Source organism: Micromonospora sp. URMC 107 (assembly GCF_051386315.1).
Lineage (GTDB): Bacteria > Actinomycetota > Actinomycetes > Mycobacteriales > Micromonosporaceae > Micromonospora.
In genome coordinates, this window is sequence record NZ_JBPQTK010000087.1 from 1 (window position 1) to 26,544 (window position 26,544).

Annotated in this window: 26 protein-coding genes, 1 tRNA gene and 2 pseudogenes; 17 read left to right on the forward strand and 12 right to left on the reverse strand. The window is 75.4% G+C overall.

Annotated elements, in window-relative coordinates; genetic code table 11:
* Positions 1-321: 321 nt before the first annotated feature.
* Both ACSNN9_RS19325 and ACSNN9_RS19330 read left to right on the forward strand, forming a co-directional pair.
* Positions 322-398: transfer RNA gene (locus ACSNN9_RS19325), tRNA-Met, on the forward strand.
* 289 nt (positions 399-687) lie between these two features.
* A complete protein-coding gene (locus ACSNN9_RS19330; RefSeq protein WP_436674761.1) occupies positions 688-936 on the forward strand; it encodes a hypothetical protein in 249 nt (82 codons plus the stop codon).
* A gap of 98 nt (positions 937-1,034) precedes the next feature.
* On the opposite strand, the gene ACSNN9_RS19335 is transcribed toward ACSNN9_RS19330, so the two are convergent.
* Positions 1,035-2,366: an ABC transporter substrate-binding protein gene (locus ACSNN9_RS19335; protein ID WP_436674762.1), complete on the reverse strand. Its 1,332-nt coding sequence runs from the start codon at positions 2,364-2,366 to the stop codon at positions 1,035-1,037.
* Between the two features lie 165 nt (positions 2,367-2,531).
* On the opposite strand from ACSNN9_RS19335, the gene ACSNN9_RS19340 reads away from it, so the two are divergent.
* Positions 2,532-3,365 carry a phosphoribosylaminoimidazolesuccinocarboxamide synthase gene (locus tag ACSNN9_RS19340; protein WP_436674763.1) on the forward strand — a complete coding sequence of 278 codons (834 nt, stop codon included), beginning with the start codon at positions 2,532-2,534 and terminating at the stop codon, positions 3,363-3,365.
* Positions 3,366-3,431: 66 nt separating this feature from the next.
* On the opposite strand, the gene glpK is transcribed toward ACSNN9_RS19340, so the two are convergent.
* Positions 3,432-4,871: a glycerol kinase GlpK gene (gene glpK / locus ACSNN9_RS19345; protein ID WP_436674764.1), complete on the reverse strand. Its 1,440-nt coding sequence runs from the start codon at positions 4,869-4,871 to the stop codon at positions 3,432-3,434.
* Positions 4,872-4,964: 93 nt separating this feature from the next.
* Here glpK and ACSNN9_RS19350 point away from each other — a divergent pair, with 93 nt between their 5' ends.
* Entirely contained in the window at positions 4,965-5,903 is a 939-nt protein-coding gene (locus ACSNN9_RS19350) for a ribose-phosphate diphosphokinase (protein ID WP_436674765.1), read from the forward strand.
* Positions 5,904-5,940: 37 nt separating this feature from the next.
* On the opposite strand, the gene ACSNN9_RS19355 is transcribed toward ACSNN9_RS19350, so the two are convergent.
* Complete coding sequence (locus ACSNN9_RS19355) at positions 5,941-6,408, reverse strand: ATP-binding protein (RefSeq protein ID WP_436674766.1); 468 nt, start codon at positions 6,406-6,408, stop codon at positions 5,941-5,943.
* A gap of 120 nt (positions 6,409-6,528) precedes the next feature.
* Here ACSNN9_RS19355 and macS point away from each other — a divergent pair, with 120 nt between their 5' ends.
* Together macS and ACSNN9_RS19365 are read left to right on the forward strand one after the other, a co-directional pair.
* Entirely contained in the window at positions 6,529-7,656 is a 1,128-nt protein-coding gene (gene macS / locus ACSNN9_RS19360; protein WP_436674767.1) for a MacS family sensor histidine kinase, read from the forward strand.
* A 76-nt stretch (positions 7,657-7,732) separates the two neighbouring features.
* Positions 7,733-8,395: a response regulator gene (locus tag ACSNN9_RS19365; RefSeq protein ID WP_436674778.1), complete on the forward strand. Its 663-nt coding sequence runs from the start codon at positions 7,733-7,735 to the stop codon at positions 8,393-8,395.
* Positions 8,396-8,447: 52 nt separating this feature from the next.
* Here ACSNN9_RS19365 and ACSNN9_RS19370 read toward each other — a convergent pair whose 3' ends face one another.
* The 3 genes from ACSNN9_RS19370 to ACSNN9_RS19380 form a co-directional block, all read right to left on the reverse strand.
* Positions 8,448-9,020: a DUF5709 domain-containing protein gene (locus ACSNN9_RS19370; RefSeq protein ID WP_357870562.1), complete on the reverse strand. Its 573-nt coding sequence runs from the start codon at positions 9,018-9,020 to the stop codon at positions 8,448-8,450.
* A 104-nt stretch (positions 9,021-9,124) separates the two neighbouring features.
* On the reverse strand, positions 9,125-9,847 hold the full coding sequence (locus ACSNN9_RS19375) for an ATP-binding protein (RefSeq protein ID WP_436674768.1): 723 nt from the start codon (positions 9,845-9,847) through the stop codon (positions 9,125-9,127).
* 59 nt (positions 9,848-9,906) lie between these two features.
* Complete coding sequence (locus ACSNN9_RS19380) at positions 9,907-10,905, reverse strand: SDR family oxidoreductase (RefSeq protein ID WP_436674769.1); 999 nt, start codon at positions 10,903-10,905, stop codon at positions 9,907-9,909.
* Between the two features lie 215 nt (positions 10,906-11,120).
* Here ACSNN9_RS19380 and ACSNN9_RS19385 point away from each other — a divergent pair, with 215 nt between their 5' ends.
* Positions 11,121-12,323: a glycosyltransferase gene (locus ACSNN9_RS19385; protein ID WP_436674770.1), complete on the forward strand. Its 1,203-nt coding sequence runs from the start codon at positions 11,121-11,123 to the stop codon at positions 12,321-12,323.
* Positions 12,324-12,403: 80 nt separating this feature from the next.
* Here the strand turns inward: ACSNN9_RS19385 and ACSNN9_RS19390 are convergent, their stop codons facing one another.
* The 4 genes from ACSNN9_RS19390 to aroA form a co-directional block, all read right to left on the reverse strand.
* The gene (locus tag ACSNN9_RS19390; protein WP_436674779.1) at positions 12,404-13,267 is read right to left on the reverse strand and encodes a hypothetical protein; all 864 of its coding nucleotides are present in this window, start codon (positions 13,265-13,267) and stop codon (positions 12,404-12,406) included.
* Between the two features lie 59 nt (positions 13,268-13,326).
* A complete protein-coding gene (hisN, locus tag ACSNN9_RS19395) occupies positions 13,327-14,145 on the reverse strand; it encodes a histidinol-phosphatase (protein ID WP_436674771.1) in 819 nt (272 codons plus the stop codon).
* A gap of 24 nt (positions 14,146-14,169) precedes the next feature.
* Positions 14,170-15,120, reverse strand: coding sequence for a ribosome small subunit-dependent GTPase A (rsgA, locus tag ACSNN9_RS19400; protein WP_436674780.1), 951 nt, complete (start codon positions 15,118-15,120; stop codon positions 14,170-14,172).
* Between the two features lie 165 nt (positions 15,121-15,285).
* A complete protein-coding gene (gene aroA / locus ACSNN9_RS19405; protein ID WP_436674772.1) occupies positions 15,286-16,587 on the reverse strand; it encodes a 3-phosphoshikimate 1-carboxyvinyltransferase in 1,302 nt (433 codons plus the stop codon).
* Positions 16,588-16,690: 103 nt separating this feature from the next.
* On the opposite strand from aroA, the gene ACSNN9_RS19410 reads away from it, so the two are divergent.
* The 5 genes from ACSNN9_RS19410 (at position 16,691) to rsrA (ending at position 20,160) form a co-directional block, all read left to right on the forward strand.
* Positions 16,691-17,401, forward strand: coding sequence for an SOS response-associated peptidase (locus tag ACSNN9_RS19410; protein WP_436674773.1), 711 nt, complete (start codon positions 16,691-16,693; stop codon positions 17,399-17,401).
* A gap of 195 nt (positions 17,402-17,596) precedes the next feature.
* Positions 17,597-17,989, forward strand: a complete 393-nt coding sequence (locus ACSNN9_RS19415) for a WhiB family transcriptional regulator (RefSeq protein ID WP_357870541.1) — start codon at positions 17,597-17,599, stop codon at positions 17,987-17,989.
* Between the two features lie 116 nt (positions 17,990-18,105).
* Positions 18,106-18,720, forward strand: coding sequence for an alpha/beta hydrolase family protein (locus tag ACSNN9_RS19420; protein ID WP_436674774.1), 615 nt, complete (start codon positions 18,106-18,108; stop codon positions 18,718-18,720).
* 325 nt (positions 18,721-19,045) lie between these two features.
* Positions 19,046-19,870, forward strand: a complete 825-nt coding sequence (locus ACSNN9_RS19425; protein ID WP_436674775.1) for a sigma-70 family RNA polymerase sigma factor — start codon at positions 19,046-19,048, stop codon at positions 19,868-19,870.
* Positions 19,871-19,872: 2 nt separating this feature from the next.
* Positions 19,873-20,160: a mycothiol system anti-sigma-R factor gene (gene rsrA / locus ACSNN9_RS19430; RefSeq protein WP_357870534.1), complete on the forward strand. Its 288-nt coding sequence runs from the start codon at positions 19,873-19,875 to the stop codon at positions 20,158-20,160.
* Positions 20,161-20,294: 134 nt separating this feature from the next.
* Here rsrA and ACSNN9_RS19435 read toward each other — a convergent pair whose 3' ends face one another.
* Positions 20,295-20,369, reverse strand: a complete 75-nt coding sequence (locus ACSNN9_RS19435; RefSeq protein ID WP_369700219.1) for a 50S ribosomal protein bL37 — start codon at positions 20,367-20,369, stop codon at positions 20,295-20,297.
* A 320-nt stretch (positions 20,370-20,689) separates the two neighbouring features.
* Here ACSNN9_RS19435 and ACSNN9_RS19440 point away from each other — a divergent pair, with 320 nt between their 5' ends.
* Positions 20,690-20,911 (forward strand): biotin/lipoyl-binding carrier protein, encoded by a 222-nt coding sequence (locus ACSNN9_RS19440; protein WP_172896635.1) that lies wholly within the window; start codon positions 20,690-20,692, stop codon positions 20,909-20,911.
* Positions 20,908-21,417: a GNAT family N-acetyltransferase gene (locus tag ACSNN9_RS19445; protein ID WP_436674776.1), complete on the forward strand. Its 510-nt coding sequence runs from the start codon at positions 20,908-20,910 to the stop codon at positions 21,415-21,417. The genes ACSNN9_RS19440 and ACSNN9_RS19445 overlap by 4 nt, the downstream gene beginning before the upstream one ends.
* Here ACSNN9_RS19445 and ACSNN9_RS19450 read toward each other — a convergent pair.
* Complete coding sequence (locus ACSNN9_RS19450; protein WP_436674777.1) at positions 21,404-23,215, reverse strand: tetratricopeptide repeat protein; 1,812 nt, start codon at positions 23,213-23,215, stop codon at positions 21,404-21,406. The two genes, ACSNN9_RS19445 and ACSNN9_RS19450, sit on opposite strands and share 14 nt — an antisense overlap.
* A 189-nt stretch (positions 23,216-23,404) precedes the next feature.
* Here ACSNN9_RS19450 and ACSNN9_RS19455 point away from each other — a divergent pair, with 189 nt between their 5' ends.
* The 3 genes and pseudogenes from ACSNN9_RS19455 to ACSNN9_RS19465 form a co-directional block, all read left to right on the forward strand.
* Positions 23,405-24,436, forward strand: a complete 1,032-nt coding sequence (locus tag ACSNN9_RS19455; RefSeq protein ID WP_357870640.1) for an SIS domain-containing protein — start codon at positions 23,405-23,407, stop codon at positions 24,434-24,436.
* 25 nt (positions 24,437-24,461) lie between these two features.
* A pseudogene (locus ACSNN9_RS19460) lies at positions 24,462-25,760 on the forward strand (histidine kinase N-terminal domain-containing protein); the annotation flags it as partial.
* A 213-nt stretch (positions 25,761-25,973) separates the two neighbouring features.
* Positions 25,974-26,225: pseudogene (locus ACSNN9_RS19465) on the forward strand (ATP-binding protein); the annotation flags it as partial.
* Between the last annotated feature and the right edge of the window lie 319 nt (positions 26,226-26,544).

A 26,544-nucleotide genomic window follows, 5' to 3' on the forward strand; every position in this document is an offset into this window, starting at 1 on the left:
TGGAGCAGCTCGGTAGCTCGCTGGGCTCATAACCCAGAGGTCGCAGGTTCAAATCCTGTCCCCGCTACCACGTCGGAACGGCCCCGGACTTGTGTCCGGGGCCGTTCCGCATTTTCGGCCCACCCGCCGCCCGACGATCACGCGGCTTCGACCCCCGCCACGGCCACTGCGGTCGGTCGGACGCGGCGGGAGCCGGGCTGGGGCGACGGCGCCTCGCGCCGGCCTCCGACCCCGGTCCGCGCAGGTCAGGGCGGGTGTCTCGGCGGGATCGGGGGTCCGCTGATCATCGCGGCGTCGGGTGCGCTAGAGTTAACGAGCCGACGCGGGGTGGAGCAGCTCGGTAGCTCGCTGGGCTCATAACCCAGAGGTCGCAGGTTCAAATCCTGTCCCCGCTACCACGTCGGAGAGGCCCCGGAGATCATCTCCGGGGCCTCTCCGCTTTCCAGCCCCGGGCGGGGACCCGGTCGGCCTACCGGCGGCGGGCGGAGCGGGGCCGGCTGGTGAGCCATTCGCGTACGCCAGCGTCGACCTGGACCCCGCCACGCGCGTGCCGGGCGGACCGACCGGTGCAAGGGCGCCCCGGCGCTGGTGCTCCGGCCGTGGGACTCGCCCGATTCCGAGCGCCGGACACGCGCCTTCCCGGCCGACCGACGTGCCGAGTTTGCGGTTGTCGGCGAAGATGTGGGTATGTCTTCATTCGGTAAGTGGTGGGGCCGGCTCAGCGCCGTCCTCGGTGCGGTCGTGCTGTCGGTGTTCGTGCCCGTCGCGGCCTGGGCGTCCACCGGCACGGGTGAGCTCGTGGTGGAGGCCGCGCGGCGGCGGCGCGGTGGCGGCTTCGGCTTCATCGGCCTGCTCTGCTGCCTCGTCGTGGTCGCCGGCGTCGTCTTCCTCGTGCTGCGCATGATGCGCAACCGCCGGGGTGGCCCGCCGCGCTGAGCGGCGGAACCCGTCGCCGGCATCCCGTCGCGCGGGGCCGAGCCCACGCCCGGCACCCCGCCGGACCCACGCCCGGCGCGGCTGCGCGGTGACTGGCCCTATCCGGCCAGCGCCGCGTTCGCCTGGGCCATGAAGCGGGCTGTCGCGGCCCGGGGGCCGGTCCCGCCGCCGCGGATGCTCTCGGCGGCCTCCAGCAGCAGCGCCCGCACGCGCGGGTGGCCCTGCGGCGGTGGGCTGGGTGCCGGCCCCAGCCGATCGGCCAGCGCGGTGCCGAGAGCCGCCGCGCGCCGCTGGGCCGGATCGGTGATGCTGCCCTCGACGAAGCTGCGTACGGCGAGGCTGGGGCTGAGCCCACGCTCGTGGCCGAGCACGGCTCCCGCCTCGCCGTTGCCGGTCAGGAAGTTGATCACGTCCGCGACCAGGTCGGGGTGCCGGGTGCCGCGGAAGGCCGCCCAGTACATCGACGCCCGGGGCCACTGTGCCTCCGGAGGGCCCGGCATGGCGGCCAGGCCGAGCTCGGCGTCGGTGAGCCGCTGGAGCTCCGGCAGCTGGTGCGACCAGGCGAACGAGGCGGCCGTGGCGCCGGTGACCACGAGCTGTCGGGCCGGTTCGCCGCCGTCGGCCTGCTCCACCAGGGCGGCGCTCGGGGTCGCCCGGCCGGACCGGGCCCGCCGCCACAGGTCGAACCACTCGGTCAGCGCGTCGGCGCCGAAGCCGAGCTGCCGATCGCGGTAGAACTCGCCGCCCTGGCCGCGCAGCCAGAGCCAGAACGCCCGGTAGTCGCCGGACGCGTCCATCGTGCCGGCCACCCGGCCCTCGCCGACCCGGGTGACCCGTTGCGCCCAGGCGACGTACTCCGCCCAGGACATCCCCGTGCGCGGCTCGGGCAGCCGCAGCCGGCGCAGCAGCGTGCGGTCGTAGACCACGGCGGCGGCGGTCTGCGCCGCGGCGACGCCGACCGTACGCCCGTCGACCTGCCCGTACCGGACCAGGCCCGGGGGCAGGGTGCGCAGGTCCAGGCGGTGGTCCGCGACGTGTCCGCTGAGGTCCAGGACGATCTCGCGGCGGGCGTACTCGGTGAGCATGCTGTCGTCGAGCTGGATCAGGTCGGGCACGTTGCCGCCCGCGGCCTGGGTGGCCAGCCGGTCGTAGTAGCCGTCGGGGCCCTGCCAGGTGACCCGGAAGCCGACGCGGGGATTGCGGTCGGTGTAGAGCCGCAGCACCCGTTCGGTGAGTTCGGCCCGCTTCGTCCCGCCGTACCAGAAGACCGACAGCTCGACCGGCCCGGTCTCCACCGGGGCCGCCCGGTCCTCGCTGCACCCGGTGAGCCCACCGGTGGCGAGCATCGGCGCACCCAGCAACGCGGCGAGCACCCGACGCCGCCCCGGGTCCGCTCCGGCGCGGGGGAGCGGGGATCGGGCAGCGGGCACGGAGACTCCTGGCGGACCGGTGGGGCGGGCGGCCGGATCATTCACGCAGGCGCCGCGGGAGGTGTCAACGTACGTCCGGCCACACCACCGCACCCCAGGCGTACGCATCGATGCGCGCGGCCACCGGCGGAGGCCGTACGCGGCCCACATGGTGTACTAGGGCGCGTGGAACTTCTGCACTCGGGCAAGGTCAGGGACGTCTACGCCGACGGCGAGGATCTGATCCTGGTCGCCTCCGACCGCATCTCGATCTACGACGTGGTGCTGCCGACGCCGATCCCCGACAAGGGCAAGCTGCTCACCGCGCTCTCGCTGTGGTGGTTCGAGCAACTGGCCGACCTGGTGCCGAACCACGTCGTCTCCGCCACCGACGTGCCGGCGGAGTTCGCCGGCCGGGCGATCCGCTGCCGGCGCCTGGAGATGGTCCCCGTGGAGTGCGTCGCCCGCGGCTACCTGACCGGCGGCGGCCTGAAGGAGTACCAGCGCACCGGCGCGGTCTCCGGCGTCGAGCTGCCGCGTGGCCTGGTCGAGGCGTCGATCCTGCCCGAGCCGATCTTCACCCCGTCGACCAAGGCGCCGGTGGGCGAGCACGACGAGCCGATGACCTTCGCCCAGGTGGTGGACAAGGTCGGCGCCGAGACCGCCGAGCGGCTGCGCCGCATCACGATCGACGTCTACCGCCGGGGCGCCGAGCTGGCCGCCGACCGGGGCATCCTGGTCGCCGACACCAAGATCGAGCTGGGCTGGGCACCGGACGGCACGCTGACCGTCGGCGACGAGCTGCTCACCTCCGACTCGTCCCGGTTCTGGCCGGCGGAGTCGTACCAGCCGGGCCGGGCGCAGTTCTCCTACGACAAGCAGTACGTCCGGGACTGGGCGGTGGAGAGCGGCTGGGACAAGCAGGCCCCGGCGCCCGAGGTGCCGGCCGAGGTGGTCGAGGCGACCCGGGCCCGCTACGTGGACGTCTACGAGAAGCTCACCGGCAACCGCTGGGACTGACCCGGGGCCGCCACACCCGGGGGTGCGACGACGTTCGCGCCGGCCCGCCGGCCGGCGCGGGGTCAGTCAGTCCACCCAGTCGAGGGTGCGCTGGACGGCCTTGCGCCACTTGCGCAGCTCCCGCTCCCGGTGCGCCGGCTCCATCGTCGACTCCCACTGCGCGTCGGAGCGCCACTGGCCGCGCAGCGTCGCCAGGTCCGGCCAGAAGCCGACCGCCAGGCCGGCCGCGTACGCCGCGCCGAGGCAGGTGGTCTCGGTGATCCGGGACCGGACCACCGGCACGTCGAGCACGTCGGCGAGGAACTGCATCAGCAGCCCGTTGGCGGTCATCCCGCCGTCGACCCGGAGCCGGCGCAGCGCCACGTCGGAGTCGGCGTTCATCGCGTCGACCACCTCGCAGGTCTGCCAGGCGGACGCCTCCAGCGCCGCCCGGGCCAGGTGTCCCTTGGTGATGTAGCCGGTCAGGCCGGCGATCACCCCGCGCGCGTCGCTGCGCCAGTGCGGGGCGAACAGCCCGGAGAAGGCCGGCACGACGTAGCAGCCGCCGTTGTCGTCGACGGTGCGGGCCAGCTCCTCCACCTCGGGCGCGGTGGAGATCAGCCCGAGGTTGTCCCGCAGCCACTGCACCAGCGAGCCGGTGACCGCGATCGCTCCCTCCAGCGCGTACGCGGCGGGCTGGCCGTGGATGCGGTAGGCGACGGTGGTGAGCAGGCCGTGGGTGGAGGGCACCGGGCTGGCGCCGGTGTTGAGCAGCAGGAAGCTGCCGGTGCCGTAGGTGCACTTGGCCTCGCCGGGCTGGAAGCAGGTCTGTCCGAACAGGGCGGCCTGCTGGTCGCCGAGCGCGCTGGCCACCGGCACCCCGGCCAGGACGCCGGTGGCCTCCCCGTAGACCTCGGCGGAGCTGCGGATCTCCGGCAGCATCGCGGCCGGCACGCCCATCGCGTCGAGTAGCTCCGGGTCCCAGTCGAGGGTCCCCAGGTCCATGAGCAAAGTACGGCTGGCGTTGGTCACGTCGGTGACGTGCCGGCCGGTCAGCTTCCAGATCAGCCAGCTGTCCATCGTGCCGAAGAGCACCTCGCCGGCCTCGGCGCGCCCGCGCAGCCCGTCGACGTGCTCCAGCAGCCAGCGCAGCTTCGGCCCGGCGAAGTAGGTGGCCAGCGGCAGCCCGGTGCGGGCGCGGAACCGCTCCTCGCCGTACGCCTGACCCAGCTCGCGCAGCAGCGGGCCGGTCGCCCGGTCCCAGACGAGCGTGGTCTCCCGCTGGTTGGTGATGCCCACGGCGGCGAGCCCGGCGGCGTCGGTGCCCGCGGCACGCAGCGCCTCCCGGACCACCCGCTGGACGTTCTCCCAGATCTCCTCGGCGTCGTGCTCCACCCAGCCCGGCCGGGGGAAGATCTGCCGGTGTTCCCGCTGGGCCACGGAGACGATCTCCCCGGCCCGGTCGAAGACGATGCACCGCGAGGAGGTGGTGCCCTGGTCGATGGCGGCGACGTACTGGGGGGTCACGGCAGCACCGTACCCGCACCGGGCGCGCTTCGCCGGCCGGCGGCGGGCCCCGGCGGGGAGCCGGTCCCGATCCCGCCCGTACGATGTGCGGACGTGCGTGACATCGCCGTCTTCAGTGGTACCGCCCATCCCGAACTCGCCGCCGAGATCTGCGCCCACCTCGACGTGCCGCTGCACCCGGTGCGGGTCTCCCGGTTCGCCAACGACTGCCTGGAAGTGCAGTTGCAGGCCAACTGCCGGGAGCGGGACGTCTTCCTGATCCAGCCGTTGGTGCCACCCGTGCAGGAGAACCTGGTCGAGCTGCTGCTCATGATCGACGCGGCCCGGGGCGCCTCGGCCGGCCGGATCACCGTGGTGCTGCCGCACTACGCGTACGCCCGGTCGGACAAGAAGGACGCGCCGCGCATCTCGATCGGCGGGCGGCTCGTCGCGGACCTGCTCACCTCGGCGGGCGCGGACCGGGTGCTGGCGATGACCCTGCACTCGCCCCAGGTGCACGGCTTCTTCAGCGTGCCGGTCGACCACCTGCACGCGCTGCGCGAGCTGGCCGACCACTTCACCCGCTACGACCTCGGCAACACCGTGGTGGTCTCGCCGGACCTCGGCAACGCCAAGGAGGCGGCGGCGTTCGCCCGGCGGCTCGGCACCCCGGTGGCCGCCGGGGCGAAGCAGCGGTTCAGCGACGACCGGGTCAAGATCAGCGCGGTGATCGGCGACGTGGCCGACCGGGACGTGATCGTGCTGGACGACGAGATCGCCAAGGGCAGCACGGTGATCGAGCTGATGGAGCACCTGCGCGAGCTGAAGGTCCGCTCCATCCGGCTGGCCTGCACGCACGGCCTCTTCTCCAGCGGGGCGTTGCAACGGCTGAGCGAGCAGGAGGGCGTGCTGGAGATCGTCTGCACCAACACGGTGCCGATCCCCGCCGACAAGCGGGTGCCGAAGCTGGAGATCCTCTCGGTGGCGCCGGCCCTGGCCGAGGCGATGCGCCGGATCCACAACGGCGAATCGGTGAGCGCCCTCTTCGCCTGACCCGCCGCCGGCCTGCCCCGCGTGCGTCCGCGCGCCGTCAGTCGCGGCGGTGGCGGCCGGTGTGCTGCGTGGCCGCGACGGCCGCGCTGATGCGGACCGTCGTGCCGCGCGCGCCGGTCTCGACGTCCATGCTGTCGCTCAGCTCCCGGGCCAGCCACAGGCCCCACCCGCCGGCGGTGTCGGCGGCGGGGCGGCTCCGGTCGCCCAGCCGCTGCGTGCTGATGCCCTGCCCGTGGTCGGACACCTCGCAGAACAGCTGCCCCGACTGGCACCAGAGCCGCAGCCAGCCCCGGCCGCCGCCGTGCCGGACCGCGTTGGTGATCAGTTCGTTGACCGCCAGCACGAAGTCGTCCAGGCGCTGCCCGCCCAGCCCCGTCGCATGCGCGCAGGAGGTGACCGAGTGTCGAAGCTCGGTCACCTGGGCCTGCTCGAAGGCCTCGGCGATGAGGAGGGAAGGTTCGATGGGCACAACCGTACGCTGTGCTCCGGGTTCCGCATTCGTCATGGCCCCGTCCCGACAGCGGATCGCGGAAGTTTTCGCGGCTTTTTCACCTTACGTCAGGGTTTCCCGGGGCGCATCCGCCGGGCCGCCGGCCGTCCCGCCGGTTGTGGCATCGTGACGGGCGTGCCGACGCCGCCCGGTGGTTTCGAGGTCCCGCTCTGGCGGGCCATCGCCGTGTTCCGGGTGGCCTCCCTGGCGTACGTCTGCGTGCTGGCGCTTCGGGACGCCGACCGGTACGCCCACCCGCTCGCGGCCGGCGGCCTGGTCCTGCTGATGGCGGCCTGGACCGGCGTGACCGCCGTCGGCTACGCCGACCCGGCCCGCCGGGGCTGGCCGCTGCTCCTGGCGGACCTGGGGGTCGTCCTCGGCATCATGCTGGCCACCCCCTGGGTGATCGGGCGGACGGCGCTCGCGGCCGGTGTGCCCACCCTCGCGGTGGCCTGGCTGGCCGGCCCGGTGCTGGCCTGGGCCGTCTCCGGTGGCCGGCGCCGGGGCACGGTCGCCGCCCTGGTGCTCGGCGCGGCGGACCTCGCCACCCGCGAACGGATCGGGGAGTCCTCGCTCACCGGGGTGATCCTGCTGCTGCTCGCGGGGGTGGTGGTCGGGCACGTCGCCCGGCTGGCCGTGACCGCCGAGGAGCGGCTGCACCGGGCGGTGGAGCTGGAGGCCGCCACCCGGGAGCGGGAGCGGCTGGCCCGGGACATCCACGATTCCGTGCTCCAGGTGCTCGCGCTGGTGCAGCGGCGTGGCGCCCACCTGGACGGCGAGGCCGGGGAGCTGGCCCGGCTCGCCGGGGAGCAGGAGGCCGCGCTACGCGCCCTGATCGGCGGTGCCGCCCCGGTCGGGGTCGCCGCCGACGGCGGGCCGGTGGACCTGCGCGGCCTGCTCGGCCGGTACGCCTCGGCGACGGTCTCGCTGTCCGCGCCGGCCACCCCGGTGCCGCTGCCCGGACGGGTCGCCCACGAGCTGGCCGCCGCGACCGCCGCCGCCCTGGACAACGTGGCCCGGCACACGGACGGGCGGGCCTGGGTGCTGGTCGAGGACGAGGGGGCGACGGTGACCGTGTCGATCCGCGACGAGGGGCCGGGGTTTCCGGACGGCCGGCTGGAGCAGGCCGCCGCCGAGGGCCGGCTCGGCGTCGCCCGGTCGATCCGGGGCCGCCTCGCCGACCTCGGCGGCACGGTGCGGATCACCTCCGCGCCGGGCGCCGGCACGGAGCTGGAACTGACCGTTTCGCGGGAGGGTCCGTGAGCGCGAGGAGTGAGCCGGGTTTGCGAGCCCCGCAGTCGCGAACGAAGGAGGCACGGCTGTGACAGGCGTACGGGTGATGGTGGTGGACGACCACCCGATGTGGCGGGAGGGGGTGGCCCGGGACCTCACCGAGGCCGGTCACCTCGTCGTCGCCGCCAGCGGGGAGGGGCGGCAGGCGGTCCGGGTCGCCGCCGCCGCCCGGCCGGACGTGGTGATCCTCGACCTGCAACTGCCGGACGTCTCGGGGGTGGAGGTGATCCACGGGTTGCGCGCCGTGCTGCCGGAGGTGCGGGTGCTGATGCTCTCGGCCAGCGGCGAGCAGCAGAGCGTGCTGGACGCGGTGAAGGCGGGTGCCACCGGCTACCTGGTGAAGTCGGCCGCCCCGGCGGAGTTCCTGGAGGCGGTGCGCCGCACGGCGGCGGGGGAGCCGGTCTTCACGCCCGGCCTGGCGGGCCTGGTCCTCGGCGAGTACCGCCGGCTCGCGGCCGACCCGGACGGCGCCGACCCCGGCAGCGGCCGGGACGCCCGGGGCACGGGCCCGGCGCCCCGGCTCACCGACCGGGAGACCGAGGTGCTGCGCCTGGTCGCCAAGGGGATGTCCTACAAGCAGATCGCCGAGCGGCTCGGCCTGGCCCACCGCACGGTGCAGAACCACGTGCAGAACACGCTGGGCAAGCTCCAGTTGCACAACCGGGTCGAGCTGACCCGGTACGCGATCGAACGGGGCCTGGACGACTGAGGGGCCGCCGGGGAACCGCCCCCGAAGGGTTCCCCGACGGCCCCGGGCCGGTTCAGACCGAGTGCGGCGGGCGCGTCTCGTGGATGGCCAGCTCCTCGGCGCTCGCGCCGCCGCCGGCCGAACCGGCGTCGTACGCCACCGAGTCGGTCTCCTGGTCGGTGTGCGCCCCCTCGTCCGGCTCGACGAGCCGGCCGACCTGGCCGTCGGCGACGCTCCCGAGCTTGCCGTGGTCGTAGAGGGAGACCGGCGAGTCCGGGTCGGAGGTGGGGCCGGGGTCGATCACGTCCGCGTCGAGCTGGGCCTGCGCCGCGGCCTCCTCGCTGTCGGCCTCGGCGGCGATGTCCGGGTCGACGGGGCCGGCGAGCGGGTCGTCGGCCGGGCGTTCGTGCTGCTCCCGGTCGAGCTTGTAGTCCAGCGACTCGCCGTCGAGCTGCTCCTCGGCGGTGGTCCCGTACCGGTCCACCGCGACCGGCGTCCGGTCGCCCGGCAACTGCGCGGGCTCCGGGCCGTCCGCCTCGCGCCCGGTCAGGACGTCGTCGTTGGCGGTCGAGTCGTCGTCGGCGGTGTCGGGCAGGCCCTCCGCCTCGGGGTCGGACACGGGGGTCGGGTACTCGTCGTCGCGCATGGCAGATCACTACCCACTGCCCTCCCGGCATAACCGGTGCCGCCCGTGGCCATCCGGGCGGAAGGGGCACCACGGGGGACGTCGGGGCAGGAACGGGGCGGCGGTCAGCCCTGCCGGGCCGCGCCCTCGGCGTCCAGCACGCACCAGACGACCTTGCCGTCCGGCACCGGACTGCTGCCCCAGCTGTCGGCGACGGCGTCGATCAGCAGCAGGCCGCGTCCGCCCGCGGTGTCCAGCGGGGCCGGCCCGGTGAACGCCGGCTGCCGGGGCGAGTGGTCGCGTACCGCCAGGTGCAGGGTGCTGTCCCGGGGCGCCAGGCGGACCGTCATCCCGGTGCGCGCGTGGGCAACCACGTTGTTCACCATCTCGGTGACGGCGATGCAGGCCGGCTCGACCAGCTCGTGCAGGCCCCAGCGCCCGCAGCCCTCCGCCACGAGGTGCCGGGCCCGCCGGGCGGCCTCGACGACGGGGGGAAGGTCGGCCTCGACCACCGCGGCCAGCGGCGCGGCGGCCAGCCCGGCCATCGCCCCGTCCAGGGTCGGCCAGGCCGGCACCCCCGCGACGACGCCGGTCGGATCGCAGAGCAGCAGGTCGGCGGCGGGCCAGTCGCGCACCTCCCGGCGCACCTCGGCGAAGACGTCCCCGGCCGCCGGGTCGGCCACCCGCAGGCCCGTGAGGTCGGCCACCACCGGGCCGGGCCGGTCGCAGAGCCGGGCGAGCAGGCCGTCGCGTATGGCGTCGACGCCGCAGCGGTCGAGCACCCCGGTCACCCGGACCACCCCGCTGGCCTCGTCCGTCTCCACCCGGCAGCGCACGTCGGTCGCCATGATCGGCCCATTGTGCACCGCCTGCCCCGACCGCGCACCCGACCGCTCGACGCCCGGCATCAGCGGTCCGTCCGCGCCCGGCGGGTCATCGCGGCCACCGTACCGACGGCGGTCCCTGCCGCCGCCAGCCCGAAGGCGGCGGTCATCCGGACCAGGTGCCGCCGCCGGCCGTGCCAGCCGCCCTCGCGTCGGGCGGCCGCGTCGGCCTGGAAGACGTTGCCCGTGCTCTCCGGCCGCGCGGCGGGCCCGAACTGGGTGCGGTGCGCGTACCAGCCGAGGACCCGCTCGGCGAGCGCCGGGGCGAGCCGCCACTGGAGGCCGATCAGCCGGGCGGCCCCGCCGGCGTACGCCTCGCGGCGGGGACGGCGCAGCAGCCGGACGATCGTCTCGGCCACCACCTCCGGCGGGTAGACCGGGGGTGGCGGCACCAGTTCCCGGCCGCTGTGGTTGGCGGCGTGCCGGAAGAACGGGGTGTCGATGGTGGCCGGCAGCACCGTGCAGATCGAGATGTCGCCCCGCCCGGTGACCCGCAGCTCCTGACGGACCGTGTCGGCCAGGCCGCGGATGCCGTGCTTCGCGGCGTTGTACGCCGACTGGTAGGGCATCGCCACCTCGGCCAGCACCGAGGCGTTGTTGACCAGCACCCCGCCGCCCGCCGCGCTCAGATGGGGCAGGGCGGCCCGGGTGCCGTACGCGGCGCCGAGCAGGTTCACCTCCAGCACCCGCCGGAACTCCTCCACCGGGATCTCGTCGAAGAGCCCGACCGCGCCGACCGCGGCGTTGTTGACCCAGCCGTCGATCCGGCCGAACTCGGCGACCGCGCGGGCGGCGAGCCGCTCGACGGCCGCCGGGTCGGTCACGTCGGTCGGCACCACCAGCGCCCGCCCGCCCAGCTCACGGCAGCGCACGGCGACCTCCTCCAGGGCCGCCTCGCTCCGGGCGGCCAGCACGACGGCGGTGCCGCGCCGGGCGAGGGCGTAGGCGGTGGCCGTACCGATGCCGCTGGAGGCACCGGTGAGCACGACGGAGGCGTCGGCGAGGCTGCGGGTGAGTGGCATTCTTCGCCCGTACCCCCGTCAGCAGGGGTCATGCGGCCGGCGCCGGTCGGATAGTCGTGGCCCGGGCACGGGGTGTCGGCGTCCCGCGACAGTTGCCGTCGCGCAAGCACCCGCCGGGCTCTTCCCGATCTGCCAGGTTTCGGCTCCCGGGGGTTCGGTTAATGGGACCCTCTGACCGAGGACCACCGCTTGAGAAGATCGCATGGAGGTGACCCATGCGCGTCGGCCTCGTCTGCGCGCACGCCGGCCCGCCCAGGGGCGCCGCCGGCCTGACCGTCGGCACCCACCAGCACGTCGCCCGGGTCGCCGCCGAACTCGCCGCGCGGGGCCACGACGTGCGGGTGTACGAACGCCGCGACGACCCGGGCCTGCCGGAGACGGCGACGGTCGACGGCTACCGGGTGGAGCGGGCGCCGATCGGCCCGGCCGCCCCGCTGCCGACCGCCGACCTGGTCCCGCACGTGTCCGCGTTCGGCGCCTGGCTGGCCGACCGGTGGGCGGGCGAGTGGCGTCCCGAGGTGGTGCACGGGCACTACTGGGTCGGCGGGCTGGCCGCCGCGCACGCGGTCCGCGAGACGGACGTCCCGGTGGTGCAGACGTTCCACTCCCTCGGCGTCGAGCAGCTGCGCCACCTCGGCCGGCAGTACGACGGGCCGGGGGAGCGGATCCCGCTGGAGCGGGCGCTGACCCGGGCGGTGGACATCGCGGTGGCCCAGTGCAACGACGAGGTCGACGAGCTGACCCGGATGGGGCTGCAACGCGCCTCGGTCGCGATGGTGCCGGCCGGCGTCGACACCGCGCAGTTCCATCCCGAGGGCGAGGCCGCCCCCCGCGACCGGCGGGCCCGGATCCTCTCCGTCGGCGGGCTGTCGGCCGGGCACGGCCAGGAGGACCTGATCCGGGCCATGCGGCTGGTCGGCGACGCCGAGCTGGTGATCGCCGGGGGCCCGCCGGCCGGGCAGCTCGCCAACCACGCCGAGGCCCGGCGGCTGCGCGAGCTGGCCGAGCGGAGCGGGGTGGCCGAGCAGGTGAAGCTGGTGGGCGCGGTGCCGCACGACCAGATGGCCACCTGGTACCGCTCGGCGGACGTGGTCGCCTGCACCCCGCACTACTCCTCCGCCGGCCGGGTGTCGCTGGAGGCGATGGCCTGCGGGGTGCCGGTGGTCGGCTACTCCATGGGCGGGATCGCCGACGCGGTGGTCGACGAGGTCACCGGCCGCTTGGTGCCGCCGGGCGACGTCCGCGCGCTGGGCGTGACGCTGCGCCGGCTGCTCGCCGACAACGCCGGGCGGTTCGCGTACGGGCACGCCGCGGTGGACCGGGTGCGGTGCAGCTACACCTGGGAGCGGACGGCGGGCGCGCTGGAGCGCCTCTACGAGCGCGTGGTCAGCCGCCGCAAGCCGGTCGAGGCGGCCTGACGGGCGATCGGACCAGGCGGCCTGACGATCAGACCAGGCGGCCTGACGATCGGACCAGGCGGCCTGAGCCCCCGCCGTCCTCAGAGCGGGCGGCCGGGCGCTCCCGCGCCGACCATGCCCCGGTCCCGTTCCCCCACGACGGCGTGGTGGTGCTGGGGCTCGGCGTACCGGGTGAGACCGATGACCGCCGCGAGGGTGACCAGGAACCCGACCGCGGCGAGCCACTCCCGCCCGGGCCAGATCTTGTCGTTGAGCAGCAGCAGGCCGACGATCGCGGCGGGCACCGCCCCGGCGGCGTCCATCGCCGCCACGGCGGCCGTGGTCGAGCCGCGCTGCATGGCCAGGCCGAGCAGCAGCTGGCCGACGAGCGAGTGGACGATCAGCAGGTAGAGCAGCGGGTCCTGGACGAACGCCTCCGGCGTCGGGGCGGAGGCGAGGGGCCGGGCGGCCACCGCGGCGGCGGAGAACGCCAGCCCGGCCAGCGCGCCGAGCGCCACCGAGCCGGGCGCCCCGTGCAGGCGTACCGCGAAGAAGCCGATCACGGCGATCACGCCGAGTGCCACCGCCAGGGCGATCAGGCCGGCGGTGCCGAGCGGCTTGGCCGGCGCGGGCTCGGCGGAGAGCACCAGCGCGGTGATCCCGGCGAACAGCAGCACCAGCAGGGCCACCTCGGCGGCCGGCAACCGCCACTTCAGCACCAGGACGCCGAGCAGGGCGGTGACCCCCAGCCCGGCGGCGACGCTGGACTGGACCAGGAAGAGCGGCAGGTCCCGGCGGGCGAGCAGGGCCAGCACGAAACCGGCCACCTGGCAGCCGAGCCCGACCAGGTAGGTGCGGTGGCCCGCCAGCCGCAGCAGCAGGCCCGGGTCGAAGGTGTGGTGCACGGTGGTGCGGGCGGCGGCCACCGACTGGAGCAGGTTGGCGACGCCGTACGCGACGATCATGGCCGCGAGGAAGCACCAACCGGAGGAGACCACCTGGCGAGGATAGTGGCTGCCGGAGGTCAGTGCTCGGTTGGCCGACCCAGCCGGGCGAGGATGTCGGCGTGCAGCGCGCCGTTGCTGGCCACGGCGCTGCTCCCGGTGCCGACGTCGCCGGAGGGGGCGGGCCGGCCGGTCAGGTCGGTGAACGTCCCGCCCGCCTCGGTGACGATCGGCACCAGCGCGGCGACGTCCCACAGCGACAGCTCCGGCTCCACCATCACGTCCAGCGCGCCCTCGGCCAGCAGCATGTAGCCGTAGAAGTCGCCGTACGCCCGGCTGCGCCAGGTGTCCCGCATGAGCTGGAGCATCGCGTCCAGCCGGCCGGTGGACTCCCACCCGGTCAGCGACGAGTAGCAGAAGCTCGCGTCCGCGAGGTCCCGGACCGCGGAGACCCGGATCGGCGCGCCGCCGGCGGCGTCGGGCCCCGCGTACGCGCCCTCGCCGAGCGCGCCCCACCAGCGGCGGCCGAGCGCCGGAGCGGAGACCAGCCCGGCGACCGGCCGGTCGGACTCCAGCAGCGCGATCAGGGTGGCCCACACCGGCACGCCACGGATGAAGTTCTTCGTGCCGTCGATCGGGTCGATCACCCAGCGCCGGCCGTCCGGGCCGCTGGCGGGCTCCTCGCCGTACTCCTCGCCGAGCAGGCCGTCGGCCGGCCGGTGGGCGGCCAGCAGCGCCCGGATCTCCCGCTCCACCGCGGTGTCCGCGTCGGAGACCGGGGTCAGGTCGGGTTTCGCCTCGACCCGCAGGTCGAGCGCGCGGAACCGGGCCGTGGAGACGGCGTCGGCGGCGTCGGCGAGCAGGTGGGCGAGGGCGATGTCGTCGGCGTAACCGGGCATGCCCAAACGGTAGCGGCGGCCGGTTCAGGACCCCGCGAGCGGGTCGCCGGGATTCCGCTGGTCGGGCTCCCGCGCGTCGCCCTCACCCGACCGCGAGGCCAGCAGCCGGCGGTACGAGGCCAGCCGGCGCGCGTCGGCCTTGCCGGCGGCGACCCAGGCGTCCAGCCCGCAGGCGGTCTCGTCGGGCGTGTGCGGGCAGTTGGCGGGGCAGTCGACAGTCCCCTCGACCAGGTCGGGGAAGCCGTGCAGCAGGCTGTCGGCGGAGACGTGCGCCAGCCCGAAGCTGCGCACCCCGGGGGTGTCGACGATCCAGCCGGCGGCGTCCCCGCCGTGCCGCGGGTCGCCGGGCAGCCGGGGCAGGCGCAGCGCGACCGCGCTCGTGGAGGTGTGCCGGCCCCGGCCGATCGCGCTGACCGTGCCGACCGCCCGGGCGGCGTCCGGCACGAGGCGGTTGACCAGCGTCGACTTGCCCACCCCGGAGTGCCCCACCATGACCGAGATCCGCCCGGCGAGCAGGCTGCGCAGGGCGTCGAGGTCGGAATCCGGGCGGATCAGCACGTACGGCAGCTCCAGCTCGGCGTAGTAGCCGAGCACCGCCTCGGGGCCGGCCAGGTCGGCCTTGGTGAGGCAGAGCAGCGGCTCGATGCCGGCGTCGTACGCGGCCACCAGGCACCGGTCGATGAAGCCGGTGCGCGGTGGCGGGTCGGCCAGCGCGCTGACGATGACCAGCTGGTCGGCGTTGGCGACGACCACCCGCTCCAGCCGCCCCTCGGCGGTCGTCTCGTCGTCGTCGGCGGTGCGCCGCAGCACCGACGTGCGCTCGGCGATCCGGACGATCCGGGCCAGCGCCCCGGCCGCGCCGGAGGTGTCCCCGACCAGGCCGACGCGGTCGCCGACCACCACCGACTTGCGCCCCAGCTCCCTGGCCCGCATCGCGGTGACCAGGGGCGTGTCCGGCCCGGCGTCGGGCGGCACGCAGGTGTAGCGGCCCCGGTCGACGGCGATCACGAAGCCGTCCACCGCGTCGGAGTGTCGGGGTCGGGTGCGGGTACGCGGGCGCGACGACCTGCCGGGACGGACCCGGACGTCGTCCTCGTCGTACTCCCGCCGTCTGGTCGTCAGGACCCGCCCCCCGTCGTGTCAGCTCTTGCCGGTCACCATCGCCGACCATAGTGCCGGAAACTCGGGCATGGTCTTCGAGGTGCACGCCACGTCGCTCAACTCGATGCCGGGAACGGCCAGCCCGGCCACCGCGGCGGCGTGCGCCATCCGGTGGTCGTGGTAGGTCTCGAACACCCCGCCGTGCAGCGGCCGGGGCCGGATCTCCAGCCCGTCGGGGGACTCGGTGATGTCGGCGCCGAGCGCGGCGAACTCCCGCGCCAGCGCGGTCAGCCGGTCGGTCTCGTGGCCCCGGATGTGGCCGACGCCGGTGAACACCGACGGCGAGTCGGCGAGCATGGCCAGCGCGGTGAGCGCCGGGGTCAGCTCGCTGACGTCGGAGAGGTCGGCGGTCAGGCCGTGCACCACGCCGGTGCCGCGGACCGTCAGCCCGGTGGTGGAGAGGGTCACCTCGCCGCCCATCCGTTGCAGCAGCGAGCGGAGCTGCTCGACGGGCTGGGCGCTGCTGCGCGGCCAGCCCTGGAGGGTCACCTCCCCGCCGGTGACCAGGGCGGCGGCGAAGAACGGCACGGCGCCCGACAGGTCGGGCTCGATCTCCCAGCCCCGCCCCGTCAGCGGGCCCGGCTCGACCACCCACACGTCGGGGGTGCCGTCGTCGACCGCCGCGCCGGCGGCCCGGAGCATCTGCACCGTCATCCGCAGGTGCGGCGCGGAGGGCACCGGCGGGCCCACGTGCCGGACCACCACGCCCCGGTCGAAGCGCGGCGCGGCCAGCAGCAGCCCGGAGACCAGCTGGCTGGACGCGGACGCGTCGATCACCACCTCCCCGCCGGCCACCCGCCCGGCGCCGAGCACGGTGAGCGGCAGGCTGCCGGTGGCGGGGGCGTCCACGCGGGCGCCGAGGGAGCGCAGCGCCCCGATCAGCGGGCCGAGGGGCCGGGTGCGCGCCTGCGGGTCGCCGTCGAAGGTGATCCGCCCGTCGGCCAGGCCGGCCACCGGCGGGACGAAGCGCATCACGGTGCCGGCCAGGCCCACGTCGACGTGCGCGGGGCCGACCAGCGGGTGGGGGCGGACCAGCCAGCGCTCGTCGTCGCTGATCGACATGTGCGCGCCCATCGCGCGCAGCCCGGCGGCCATCAGCTCGGTGTCCCGCGCGCGCAGCGGCCCGGCCAGTGTCGAGGGGCCGCCGGCCAGCGCGCTCAGCACCAGGGCGCGCGCGGTCATCGACTTGGACCCGGGCAGGCGCAGCGTCGCCGCGACCGGATCGGAGGCGGTCGGAGCGGTCCACGGCTGCGGCGGCCGGGTCGCGATCAGGTTCCCCACGCCCTACATTCTGCCGCGTCCGGCGGCCGGTGACGCCGGCCGGCACGCGTCCTCCCGGTCAGCGGGACAGCCGGGCGGCGCGCGGCGGGTTAGCGTGTGCGGCATGTGCGGGAGGTACGCGACGACCCGGAGCGCGGGCGACCTGAGCGCGCTGTTCGAGTCCCAGGACGAGACCGGCGGCGGGGTCGGTCCCGACCACAACGTCGCGCCGACCGATCCCGTGCCGCTGGTGCGGGTCAGCCCGGAGGGCCACCGCGCCCTGTCGGTCGGCCGCTGGGGGCTCGTCCCCTCCTGGTCCCGGTCGCCCGCGGCGGCCGCCCGCATGATCAACGCCCGCGCCGAGACGGTCGCCACCAGCCGGGCGTACGCCGGGGCCTTCGCCCGCCGCCGCTGCCTCGTGCCCGCCGACGGCTGGTACGAGTGGGTCCGCGGGGCGGACGGGCGCAAGCAGCCCTACTACATGACCCCGCTGGACGGCTCGGTGCTCGCCTTCGCCGGCATCTGGTCGGTCTGGGACGGCTCCGGCGGTCCGCTGCTGACCTTCAGCGTGCTCACCACCGCCGCGCTGGGCGAGCTGGCCGAGGTGCACGACCGGATGCCGCTGCTGCTGCCCCGCGAGCGCTGGGGTGCGTGGCTGGCGCCTACCGACGAGCCGGAGGGCCTGCTCGCGCCACCCCCGCCCGACTGGCTCGCGACGCTGGAGATCCGCCCGGTGGGGAGGGCGGTGGGGGACGTGCGCAACGACGGGCCGCGGTTGACCGAGCGGGTGCCAATCGCCGGGGCCGCCGCGTCGGAGGAGATGACGCTTTTCTGACAGTCCGACACATTGTCGGGTGTGATTTGCCAGAGTTGCGGGCGAAACGTCGCACCGTTGTTCACCCATATTCGCCGTGAAGTCTTGTCCCGGTGTCCGGAAGTGCGATACAACACAGCGCCGGTGGTGGGTGTCGATTCGCACGGGGCGAACGACGCGCACCGATCTTGCCGGTCCCACGGGGGAGGTGGGTGGATGACACGGGCACGTATGCCCCGCCCGCACGAGGTGGCCGCCGCACGACGAGATCCGCGGCTGTTGCGGGCGTTGCGGGAGCGGCGACAGGACGAGGCGTGGCGAACCAGAGGAACCTGCCAGAACGTCGACCCGGAAACGTTCTTTCCGGCGCCGAACGAACCGGCCGACGCGGCCGTCGCGCTCTGCCGGAGCTGTGACGTGCAGGGATCCTGTCTGGCCTGGGCGCTGGACGTGGGTGACTGCCACGGCGTCTGGGGCGGCACCACGCCGCGCGAACGGCGGGCGATGCTGGTCGCCTGGCGCGACGAGGTGCAACCGGATCCGGAGGCCGCCGGCGAGGCGGGTCCGCCGGTCCGCGACCGGCTGCTCACCCTGGTGCCGCTGAGCTGACCGTCGACTGAGAACGGGTCGCAGCCGGCCCGCCGCGTCGGCGGGCCGGCTGCCCGTCGTGCCCTTCTCGGTCAGGTCGAGGTCGCCGAGGCCCTCGCAGGCCGCAGAATGGGCCGATGCCGCAGGACGACGACCTTCCCACCGCGCGCGGGCCCGCCCGGGTCGACACCGACCTGCCGGCGGGGGCGCCGAGCGCACTGTTGGTGCTCGGCCACGGGGCGGGGGGTGACGTCGACGCCCCAGACCTGTGCGCGCTGCGGGACGCGGCGGTCGGCGCCGGGCTGGTGGTGGCCCGGGTGACCCAGCCGTACCGCGTCGCCGGCCGGCGCGCGCCGGCTCCGGCGGGGCACCTCGACGAGGCGTGGACCGCCGTGCTCGCCGTGCTGCGGGAGCGGCATCCCGGCGTACCCCTGCTGGTGGGCGGGCGGTCCAGCGGCGCGCGGGTGGCGTGCCGCACCGCGTCGGCGGTGGGCGCCGCCGGGGTCGTCGCGCTCGCGTTCCCGCTGCATCCGCCGGGCCGCCCGGAGCGGTCGCGGGCGGCGGAGTTGGCGACCGGCCTGCCGACCCTCGTGGTCAACGGCGACCGTGACCCGTTCGGGGTGCCGGAGCCGGGGCCGGGGGTGCACGTGGTGACCCGCCCGGGGGAGCGGCACGACCTGCGGGGGGACCCGCCCGGCACGGCTGCGGTGGTGCGCGACTGGCTGCGCGGGCAGGGCTGGGCGCGCGGCTGAGCGCCGCCCCGTCTCACCCGCACCGCCCTCGTCCCCACGCCCCGGATCGGTGCCTGGCCCGGATCGGCGCGGGTGTAGGGCGCCGCCCGGCGGACGGCGGCGGGAGCGCCGGCGGGCCGTGTCCGGTGGCCGCGGCGCGTCGTTGCATCGGATGGCGCCGGACGCCCGGTTCGGGCGGGCGGCGCCGGTCCTCCCAGGCCCTTCCTGGTCCCAGCGCCCGCCTCCGTCGGCGCCGGGACCGGGAACGGGGAGGCCAGCGGAATGCTTCGGCCCGTCGGGGGCGTTGCACCCCCCGGGACGACATTTCTGGCGAGGGGGGAGACCGGTGCCGACCGAGACGCGGGCCCGGGAACGGGACGAGCGGGGAGCGCGGCAGCTGCGACGGCTGCTGGATGGCCCGGACTGGCCCGCGGTGGTGCCGCCGGTCGGCCCTGCCGCGGTGAGTACGAGCACACCCGCCGGAAGTGAATCTGCGGGCACGTTCGTACGCGTATCCTCGGCGGGACAGCATCCGACGCGAGGGGATGTGCGGTTGACCACCGAAAAGACGGACGAGCGCAGGGCCCGCTTCGAGCGGGACGCGATGCCCTTCGTCGATCAGCTCTACGCTGCCGGGCTGCGGATGACCCGCAACCCGGCGGATGCCGAGGACCTGGTCCAGGAGACCTACCTGAAGGCGTACGCCGCCTTCCACCAGTTCGAGCAGGGCACGAACCTGAAGGCCTGGCTCTACCGGATCCTGACCAACACCTACATCAACTCCTACCGCAAGCGGCAGCGCCAGCCCATCCAGGCGCCGACCGACGAGATCACCGACTGGCAGCTCGCCGAGGCCGAGTCGCACACCTCCAGCGGGCTGCGCTCGGCCGAGACCGAGGCGCTGGACCGGCTGCCGGACAGCGACGTCAAGGAGGCCCTCCAGCAGTTGCCGGAGGAGTTCCGGTTGGCCGTCTACCTCACCGACGTCGAGGGCTTCTCCTACAAGGAGGTCGCCGACATCATGGGCACGCCCATCGGCACGGTCATGTCGCGTCTGCACCGGGGCCGACGTAATCTGCGCAAGCTGCTCGAGCAGTACGCCGCCGAGCGGGGCTTCAGCGCCGCGGCGTCGAAGAAGGGCTCGACCGCTTCCGCCGGCCGGGAGGTCTGACCATGAGCTGTGGAGATCCGCACGAGACGGACTGCCGAGAGGTCATCGCGGAGGTCTACCTCTACCTGGATCTGGAGTGCGGCGAGGAGCGGCGCACGCTGATCCGGCACCACCTCGACGAGTGCGGGCCGTGCCTGCGCGAGTACGGCATCGAGCAGGAGGTGAAGGCGCTGGTCGCCCGCTGCTGCGGCAACGAGACCGCGCCCGACCAGTTGCGGGAGCGGCTGCGGCTGCGCCTCACCGAGCTGGTCGTCTTCGAGAGCACCGAGTCGAAGGAGCTGGCCGACTGAGGTCGGGCCGGCGACGGCAGCCGACCTCGGTCGGTGCCCGCTAGACAGGAGAAGCCGGTGGCCCGGGTCGTCCGACCCGGGCCACCGGCTTTCCGCCGACTGGTCGACGCCGGGCCGCGGGGCCCGGCCGCCGGTCAGGAGTTGGGGCGCTTGCCGTGGTTCGCGCCGCTCTTCTTACGGGCCTTCTTCTTACGGGCCTTCTTCGCCATGGTGACCTCCTCGTGATGGTCGGATCCGCCTGCGCACGAGCTCGGCGCCGGTGCACGCACCGGTCCTCCCGGCGCCGGGGTCCGACCCGCTGATGCTAGTGCGGCCGGCACCCGCCGTCGTCCGCCGGGGCCGCCGGTCGTACGCCGCGCCGCCCGACACGCCGGAGGCCGCCGCCCGCCCCGCCGGGCCGTCCGCGGCCGGGGCACCCGGGGCCGGCCGCCCAGGAGTCGATCATCCACCCCGCCCGGGCCGCTCCACGCCCGCCGGAGGTCGCCCGCATGATTGGATACGTCGGCAGGCAACCGCGAGAGGGAGGGCCCTGGACATGGCCGAGGAGATCCGCGCTGAGATGGTGGCGAACGTCTGGAAGGTCGTCGCGTCGGCCGGGGACACCGTGTCCGAGGGGGACACGCTGGTGATCCTGGAGTCGATGAAGATGGAGATCCCGGTCGTCGCCGAGTCCGACGGTGTCGTCAAGCAGCTCGCGGTCAACGAGGGCGACGTCGTGCAGGACGGTGACCTGATCGCGGTGATCGATTGACCGGCCTCTCGGTCCGCCTCGCCGGGCCGGACGACTTCGCGGCGGTGGCCCGGCTGACGGTCGCCGCGTACGAGGCGGACGGCCAGCTGAAGAACGAGCACGGCTACGCCGCCGTGCTCGCCGACGTGGCGTCCCGGGCTCAGGACGGCGAGGTGTTCGTCGCCGCCGCCGACGCCACCGGCGCGCTGCTCGGCTCGGTGACCTTCGTCCTGCCCGGCACCCGCTACGCCGAGCTGTCCCGGGCGGGCGAGGCGGAGTTCCGGATGCTGGCGGTGGACCCGGCCGCGCAGGGGCGGGGCGTCGGCACGGCGCTGGTCGAGGCCTGCGTGTCGCGGGCGGCCGGGCTGGGCTGCTCCGCCGTGGTCATCTGCGTCCGCAGCGGCTTCGCCGCCTCCGCCCAGCGGCTCTACCGGCGGCGCGGCTTCGTGCGGACGCCCGAGCGGGACTGGTCGCCCGTGGACGGCGTGGAGCTGCTCGGCCTCCGACTGGAGCTCAGCGCCGCCTGAGGCGTCGCCAGAGACGGCGCAGGCGGGAGCGCGGCCGGGGAACCGGGTTGGTGGCCGTCAGCGCGGCGGCCAGGGCCGCCGTCTCCGGGGTCAGGGCCGGGCTCGCCAGGGCCAGGTGCGCCAGGGACGGCGCGATCGGCACCGGACGCGTCCGGGCGACCGTCGCCACGTCGGTCAACCGCTCGGTCACCACCCGGGCCACGTCGGGGCGTACCTCCGGGTCGACCCAGGCGGCGGTGACCAGGGCGAACAGGGCCGCCTCGGCGACCCAGTCCTCGACCCCCCAGACCAGGTCCAGCAGCACCGTGCGCCGGGTCGACTCCGCCCACGGCTCGTCGGTGCGGTGGTGCAACAGGCCGAGGCACGCCCACACCTGGACGCAGCGCACCCAGAGCGAGGGGTCCTGCCCGAGTACCCGGCCCAGCGCGGTGGGCGGCGCCTCCGGGGGGTGCGCCAGCAGGCCGAGCAGGTCGGCCAGTTCCAGGGTGGCCAGGCCCACCGCCGCGTCGTACGCCGCCGGCGGGTGCGGCCACGCCGGGTGGGCGAGCTGCCGCAGCCGCGCCGCCGCCTCCGGCGAGGGCGCCGGCACGGCGGGCACGACGGTCGTCCCGTCGTGGCGCCAGAGCTGCCGGGCGGTCGCCCGCCGGGGCTCGCGCGGGTCCGGATCGGGCACGCCGGCCACCTCGATCCGCAGCCCGGGCGCGGCCTTCGCGGCGGTACGCATCGCGCTGGGCGGCGCGGGCGAGTCCAGCCGTACGGCGCCGAGGCCGACGTGCTCGTCGGTGACGGCCTGACGCAGCGCGTCCACCAGCGCCCCGGTCGCCGGGGTGACCTGCCCGAGCCAGGGCCGGCCCCGGCAGCTCTCGGCCAGGTCGCCGTGCTCGTGCGTGTCGTCGGGGTGGTCCCGGACGAAGTCGGCGAGCGCGACCAGGTGCGCCACGTCGCCGTCGCGCTGGTGTCGCAGCCGGTGCGCGGTGTGCACGGCGCACTCGAAGGAGGGGTCCCGGGCCAGCGCCCGGTCTATCCAGTTGAGCGCCTCGTCGAGCCGCCCGTTGTCGGCGAGGGTCCCGGCGATGTCGGCGTAGACGGTGAGGTCGTCGGGGTCGTGCGCGACGGCGCGACCGAGTGCCGCCAGCGCCTCGCGGGTCCGGCCGGCGCTGCGGTACGCGTACCCGAGCCACACCTCGCCGATCTTCGACGGCTTCGCGCGTACGCCCCGGGCCGCCCAGCGGATCGCCAGGTCGATCTCGCCGACCCGCCTGGCCAGCGCGGACGCCGCGCCGAGCAGCAGGCCGTGCTCGGGATGGACGGTGACCGCGTTGCGGGCCAGCGCCAGGTAGGAGGCCAGGGCGGCCCGGTCGGCCCGGGGCACCGGATCGGCCACGGCGGCGCAGACCTGCATCAGGATCCGGGCGGTCCGGTCCGGGTCGAGGCGCTCGGCGAGTTCCGGGGTGGTCACCCACGGCACCCCGGCCCAGTCCGTCCCCGGCGCGTGGCCGGTCGCCGCGACCAGCAGGTCCAGCCCTTCCGCCGGCCGGCCGGCGGCGGCGAGCAGGTGGGCGCGGGCCACCACGGTGCCGACGAAGGCGTGGCCCTGGAGCGGGAAGAGTTCGACGCCGCCCGCGCCGTCGGCGGCGGCGAGCCGGGCGAGGGTCTCGTGCACCTCGGGCAGGGTCGGGGCCTGGGCCAGCGCCGCGGCGACGTGACCCGCCGCGTGTGCCAGGTCGCCGTCGTCCAGGGCGAGGCGGGCCAGGGCAAGTTCCTCGGCCGCGGGCAGCGGCCGGTCGTCCTCGGGCACGGGGTCCTCTCGCTCGTCGGGGCTCCGGTGGGGCCGGGCAAGCCTAGGTGATGTTGCGTCGAGATGGTGATCATCTGCGCACTACTGCTCGTTCGATTGCTCGGGCCAGATCAAACGTGCAAGACTGAGCAGGAAACGCGCGGCAATCGCGCAGTGGGAGGAGTTTCCGTGACGCGTGCAGGGGCTGGCATGGCCGCCGACATCGACGAGCAGCCGGCGGGCTACGAGCGGCTGCTCTCCGCCGAGCACGCCGGGGCGATCGCCCGGGTCGCGGCGGTCATCGCGGAGCGCCGCCCCCGGCACGTGGTCTTCACCGCCCGGGGCACCTCCGACCACGCGGCCCTCTACGGGGCGTACCTGACCGAGATCCGGCTCGGCCTGCCCGCCGGCCTCGCCTCGCCCAGCGTCGTCACCCTCTACGGCGCCCGGCCGGACCTCTCCGACGCGCTGGTCGTCGGCGTCAGCCAGAGCGGCGGCTCGCCCGACCTCGCCGAGGTGCTGCGGACCGCCCGCGCCTCCGGCGCGTTGACGCTCGCCGTCACGAACGCGCCCGACTCCCGGCTGACCGGCGTCGCCGAACTCAGCGTCGACATCGCCGCCGGGCACGAGCGCGCGGTGGCCGCCACCAAGACCTACACCGCCGAGCTGCTCGCCCTGCTGATGCTCGTCGAGGGCATCCGGGCCGGCGACGGCGCGCTGCCGGCCGACGAGCGCGAGGCACTCGCCGCCCTGCCCGAGCTGGCCGCCCGCACCCTGGAAGACCCCACCCCGGGCCAGCTCGCGCCCCGCTACCGGTTCGCCGGGCAGCTCGTCACGACCGGTCGCGGGTACGCGTACCCGACCGCCCGCGAGGCCGCGCTGAAGCTGATGGAGACCTCCTACCTGCCGGCGCTCGCGTTCTCCGGCGCCGACCTGCTGCACGGCCCCCTCGCCATGACCGACCCGGACGTGCCGGTGCTCGCGGTGGTCGGCTCCGGGCCGGGTGGCCGGTCGATGGGCGAGGTGCTGCCCCGGCTCGGCGAGCGCCGCGCCGACGTGGTGGTGGTCGGCTCCGCCGACGTCGAGGGCGCCACCCGGATGGCCGTCCCCGAGGTCGACGAGCGGTACGCGCCGCTGCTGGACATCCTGCCGTTGCAGCGCCTGGCGCTGGCGCTGGCGCTCGCCCGGGGCGAGGACCCGGACGCACCGCGCGGGCTGAAGAAGGTCACCGCGACGATGTGACGCCCGTCGTGGCACGCTGGTCAGCGTGTCCACGCTGCGCGACCTCGCCGAGGAGCACACCCGCCTCCGTCCGGCCGACATCGACCACCTGCACCGGATCGCCGGCGACTGGCAGTTGCTGTCCGATCTGTCCTTCGCCGACCTGCTGCTCTGGGTGCCCGTGGACGGTGACGGAGCGTTCCTCTGCGTCGCCCAGGTCCGGCCGACGACCGCACCCACCGCCTACCTGGACGACCAGGTGGGGCGGATCGTCGGCGGGCCCGAGGTGGCCCACCTGGAGGTGGCCCACCGGCAGGGCCGGATCTGGCGGGAGGGCGACCCGGTCTGGTACGGCGACGTGCCGGCCCGGCACGAGGCGATCCCGGTCCGGCTGCGCACCACCGACGGCGAGGCCGGCGAGGTGATCGCCGTGGTGGGGCGGGACACCAACCTCTCCACCGCGCGCACCCCGAGCCAGCTGGAGCTGAACTACCTCACCACCGCCGACGACCTGGCCCAGATGATCGCCGACGGGACCTTCCCGCCGCCGCGCCATCCCGGGGAGACCACGTCGGCCCCGCGCGTCGGCGACGGGCTGGTCCGGCTCGACGCCGGCGGCAAGGTCACCTACGCCAGCCCGAACGCGCAGTCGGCGTACCGGCGGCTGGGCTACGCCTCCCACCTGGTGGGCGAGGACCTGGCGGCGCTGCACCGCCGGCTGGCGAGCGACCCGTTGGAGGGCACGGACGCGGCGAACGGCATCCTCGCCGCGCTGCGCGGCGAGGCGCCGCCCCGCCGGGAGATCGACGCGCGCGGCGCGACGATGCTCACCCGGGCGCTGCCGCTGATGCCCGCCGGGGTGCCGATCGGCGCGCTGGTGCTGGTCCGCGACATCACGGAGGTACGCCGCCGCGACCGCGCCCTGATCACCAAGGACGCCACCATCCGGGAGATCCACCACCGGGTGAAGAACAACCTCCAGACCGTCGCCGCCCTGCTCCGGCTCCAGGCCCGCCGGGTGTCCATGCCGGAGGCCCGGGTCGCCCTGGAGGAGTCGGTACGCCGGGTCGCCTCCATCGCGCTGGTGCACGAGACCCTCTCCATGTCCAGCGACGAGGCGGTCGAGTTCGACGGCATCGTCGACCGGGTGGCCAGCGCCGCGACGGAGGTGGCGGCGACCGAGGCCACGGTCGGCATGCGCCGCGAGGGCAGCTTCGGCGTGCTTCCCGCCGAGGTCGCCACGTCGCTGGTGATGGTGCTGAACGAGTTGCTGCTCAACGCCGTCGAGCACGGCTTCCCGCCGGACGCCGAGACACCCGCCGAGCCGGCCGGCCCCGGCACCCCTGCTGCGGCGACACCTGCCGGGGCGACGTCTGCCTCGGCCACGCCTGCCGCGGCGAGGTCTGTCTCGGTCACGTCTGCCGCGGCGACGCCCGCCGAGGTCGCGGCTGAGCCGCCCGTCCCGGGAGCGCCCGTTTCGGTAGCGCCCGTCTCGGCTGAGCAGCATTCTCTGGGAGCGCCCCTTGCGGCCGTGGTGGAGGCGGCTGGTCCGGTCGCGCCGGAGGTGGTGGTGTCGGCGCACCGGTTCCGCAAGATGCTGCACGTCTCGGTCACCGACAACGGGCGCGGGCTGCCGCCCGGCTTCGACGCCGAGCGGGGCGGCAATCTCGGGTTGCAGATCGTCCGGGCGCTGGTCACCGGCGAGCTGCGCGGCACCATCGAGCTGCGCGACGGCGCGAAGGGCGGCACCGAGGCGACGCTCGTCGTTCCGCTGGTGCGCAACGCCCCGGAGGGCCGCTCCGCCGGCTGACCCGGGTGCACCGGCGCCGCTGCCGCCGCTGCCGCCGCTGCCGCCGCTGCCGCTGCCGCCGCTGCCGCCGCTGCCGCTGCTGCCGCTGCCGCTGCTGCCGCTGCTGCCGCTGCCGCTGCTGCCGCTGCCGCTGCTGCCGCTGCCGCTGCTGCCGCTGCCGCCGCTGCCGCTGCTGCCGCTGCCGCCGCTGCCGTCGCCGTCGTCGGGCGCCATGATCAGTTGCTGGAAAACCGGTCTGGGGGCGCCGAGTGCGCCCACCCTGCCGAGTGCCTGGGCGGCGCCGAACGGGTTTGGCTGGTCGTGGCCGGCCGCCGCGACG

Coding starts and splice junctions, on each gene's coding strand:
- ACSNN9_RS19330 (WP_436674761.1), top strand. CDS start 688: ATGTCTTCATTCGGTAAGTGGTGGGGCCGGCTCAGCGCCGTCCTCGGT.
- ACSNN9_RS19355 (WP_436674766.1), bottom strand. CDS start 6,408: ATGACGAATGCGGAACCCGGAGCACAGCGTACGGTTGTGCCCATCGAA.
- ACSNN9_RS19365 (WP_436674778.1), top strand. CDS start 7,733: ATGGTGGTGGACGACCACCCGATGTGGCGGGAGGGGGTGGCCCGGGAC.
- ACSNN9_RS19370 (WP_357870562.1), bottom strand. CDS start 9,020: ATGCGCGACGACGAGTACCCGACCCCCGTGTCCGACCCCGAGGCGGAG.
- ACSNN9_RS19375 (WP_436674768.1), bottom strand. CDS start 9,847: ATGGCGACCGACGTGCGCTGCCGGGTGGAGACGGACGAGGCCAGCGGG.
- ACSNN9_RS19380 (WP_436674769.1), bottom strand. CDS start 10,905: ATGCCACTCACCCGCAGCCTCGCCGACGCCTCCGTCGTGCTCACCGGT.
- ACSNN9_RS19385 (WP_436674770.1), top strand. CDS start 11,121: ATGCGCGTCGGCCTCGTCTGCGCGCACGCCGGCCCGCCCAGGGGCGCC.
- ACSNN9_RS19390 (WP_436674779.1), bottom strand. CDS start 13,267: ATGATCGTCGCGTACGGCGTCGCCAACCTGCTCCAGTCGGTGGCCGCC.
- hisN (WP_436674771.1), bottom strand. CDS start 14,145: ATGCCCGGTTACGCCGACGACATCGCCCTCGCCCACCTGCTCGCCGAC.
- ACSNN9_RS19410 (WP_436674773.1), top strand. CDS start 16,691: ATGTGCGGGAGGTACGCGACGACCCGGAGCGCGGGCGACCTGAGCGCG.
- ACSNN9_RS19415 (WP_357870541.1), top strand. CDS start 17,597: ATGACACGGGCACGTATGCCCCGCCCGCACGAGGTGGCCGCCGCACGA.
- ACSNN9_RS19420 (WP_436674774.1), top strand. CDS start 18,106: ATGCCGCAGGACGACGACCTTCCCACCGCGCGCGGGCCCGCCCGGGTC.
- rsrA (WP_357870534.1), top strand. CDS start 19,873: ATGAGCTGTGGAGATCCGCACGAGACGGACTGCCGAGAGGTCATCGCG.
- ACSNN9_RS19455 (WP_357870640.1), top strand. CDS start 23,405: ATGGCCGCCGACATCGACGAGCAGCCGGCGGGCTACGAGCGGCTGCTC.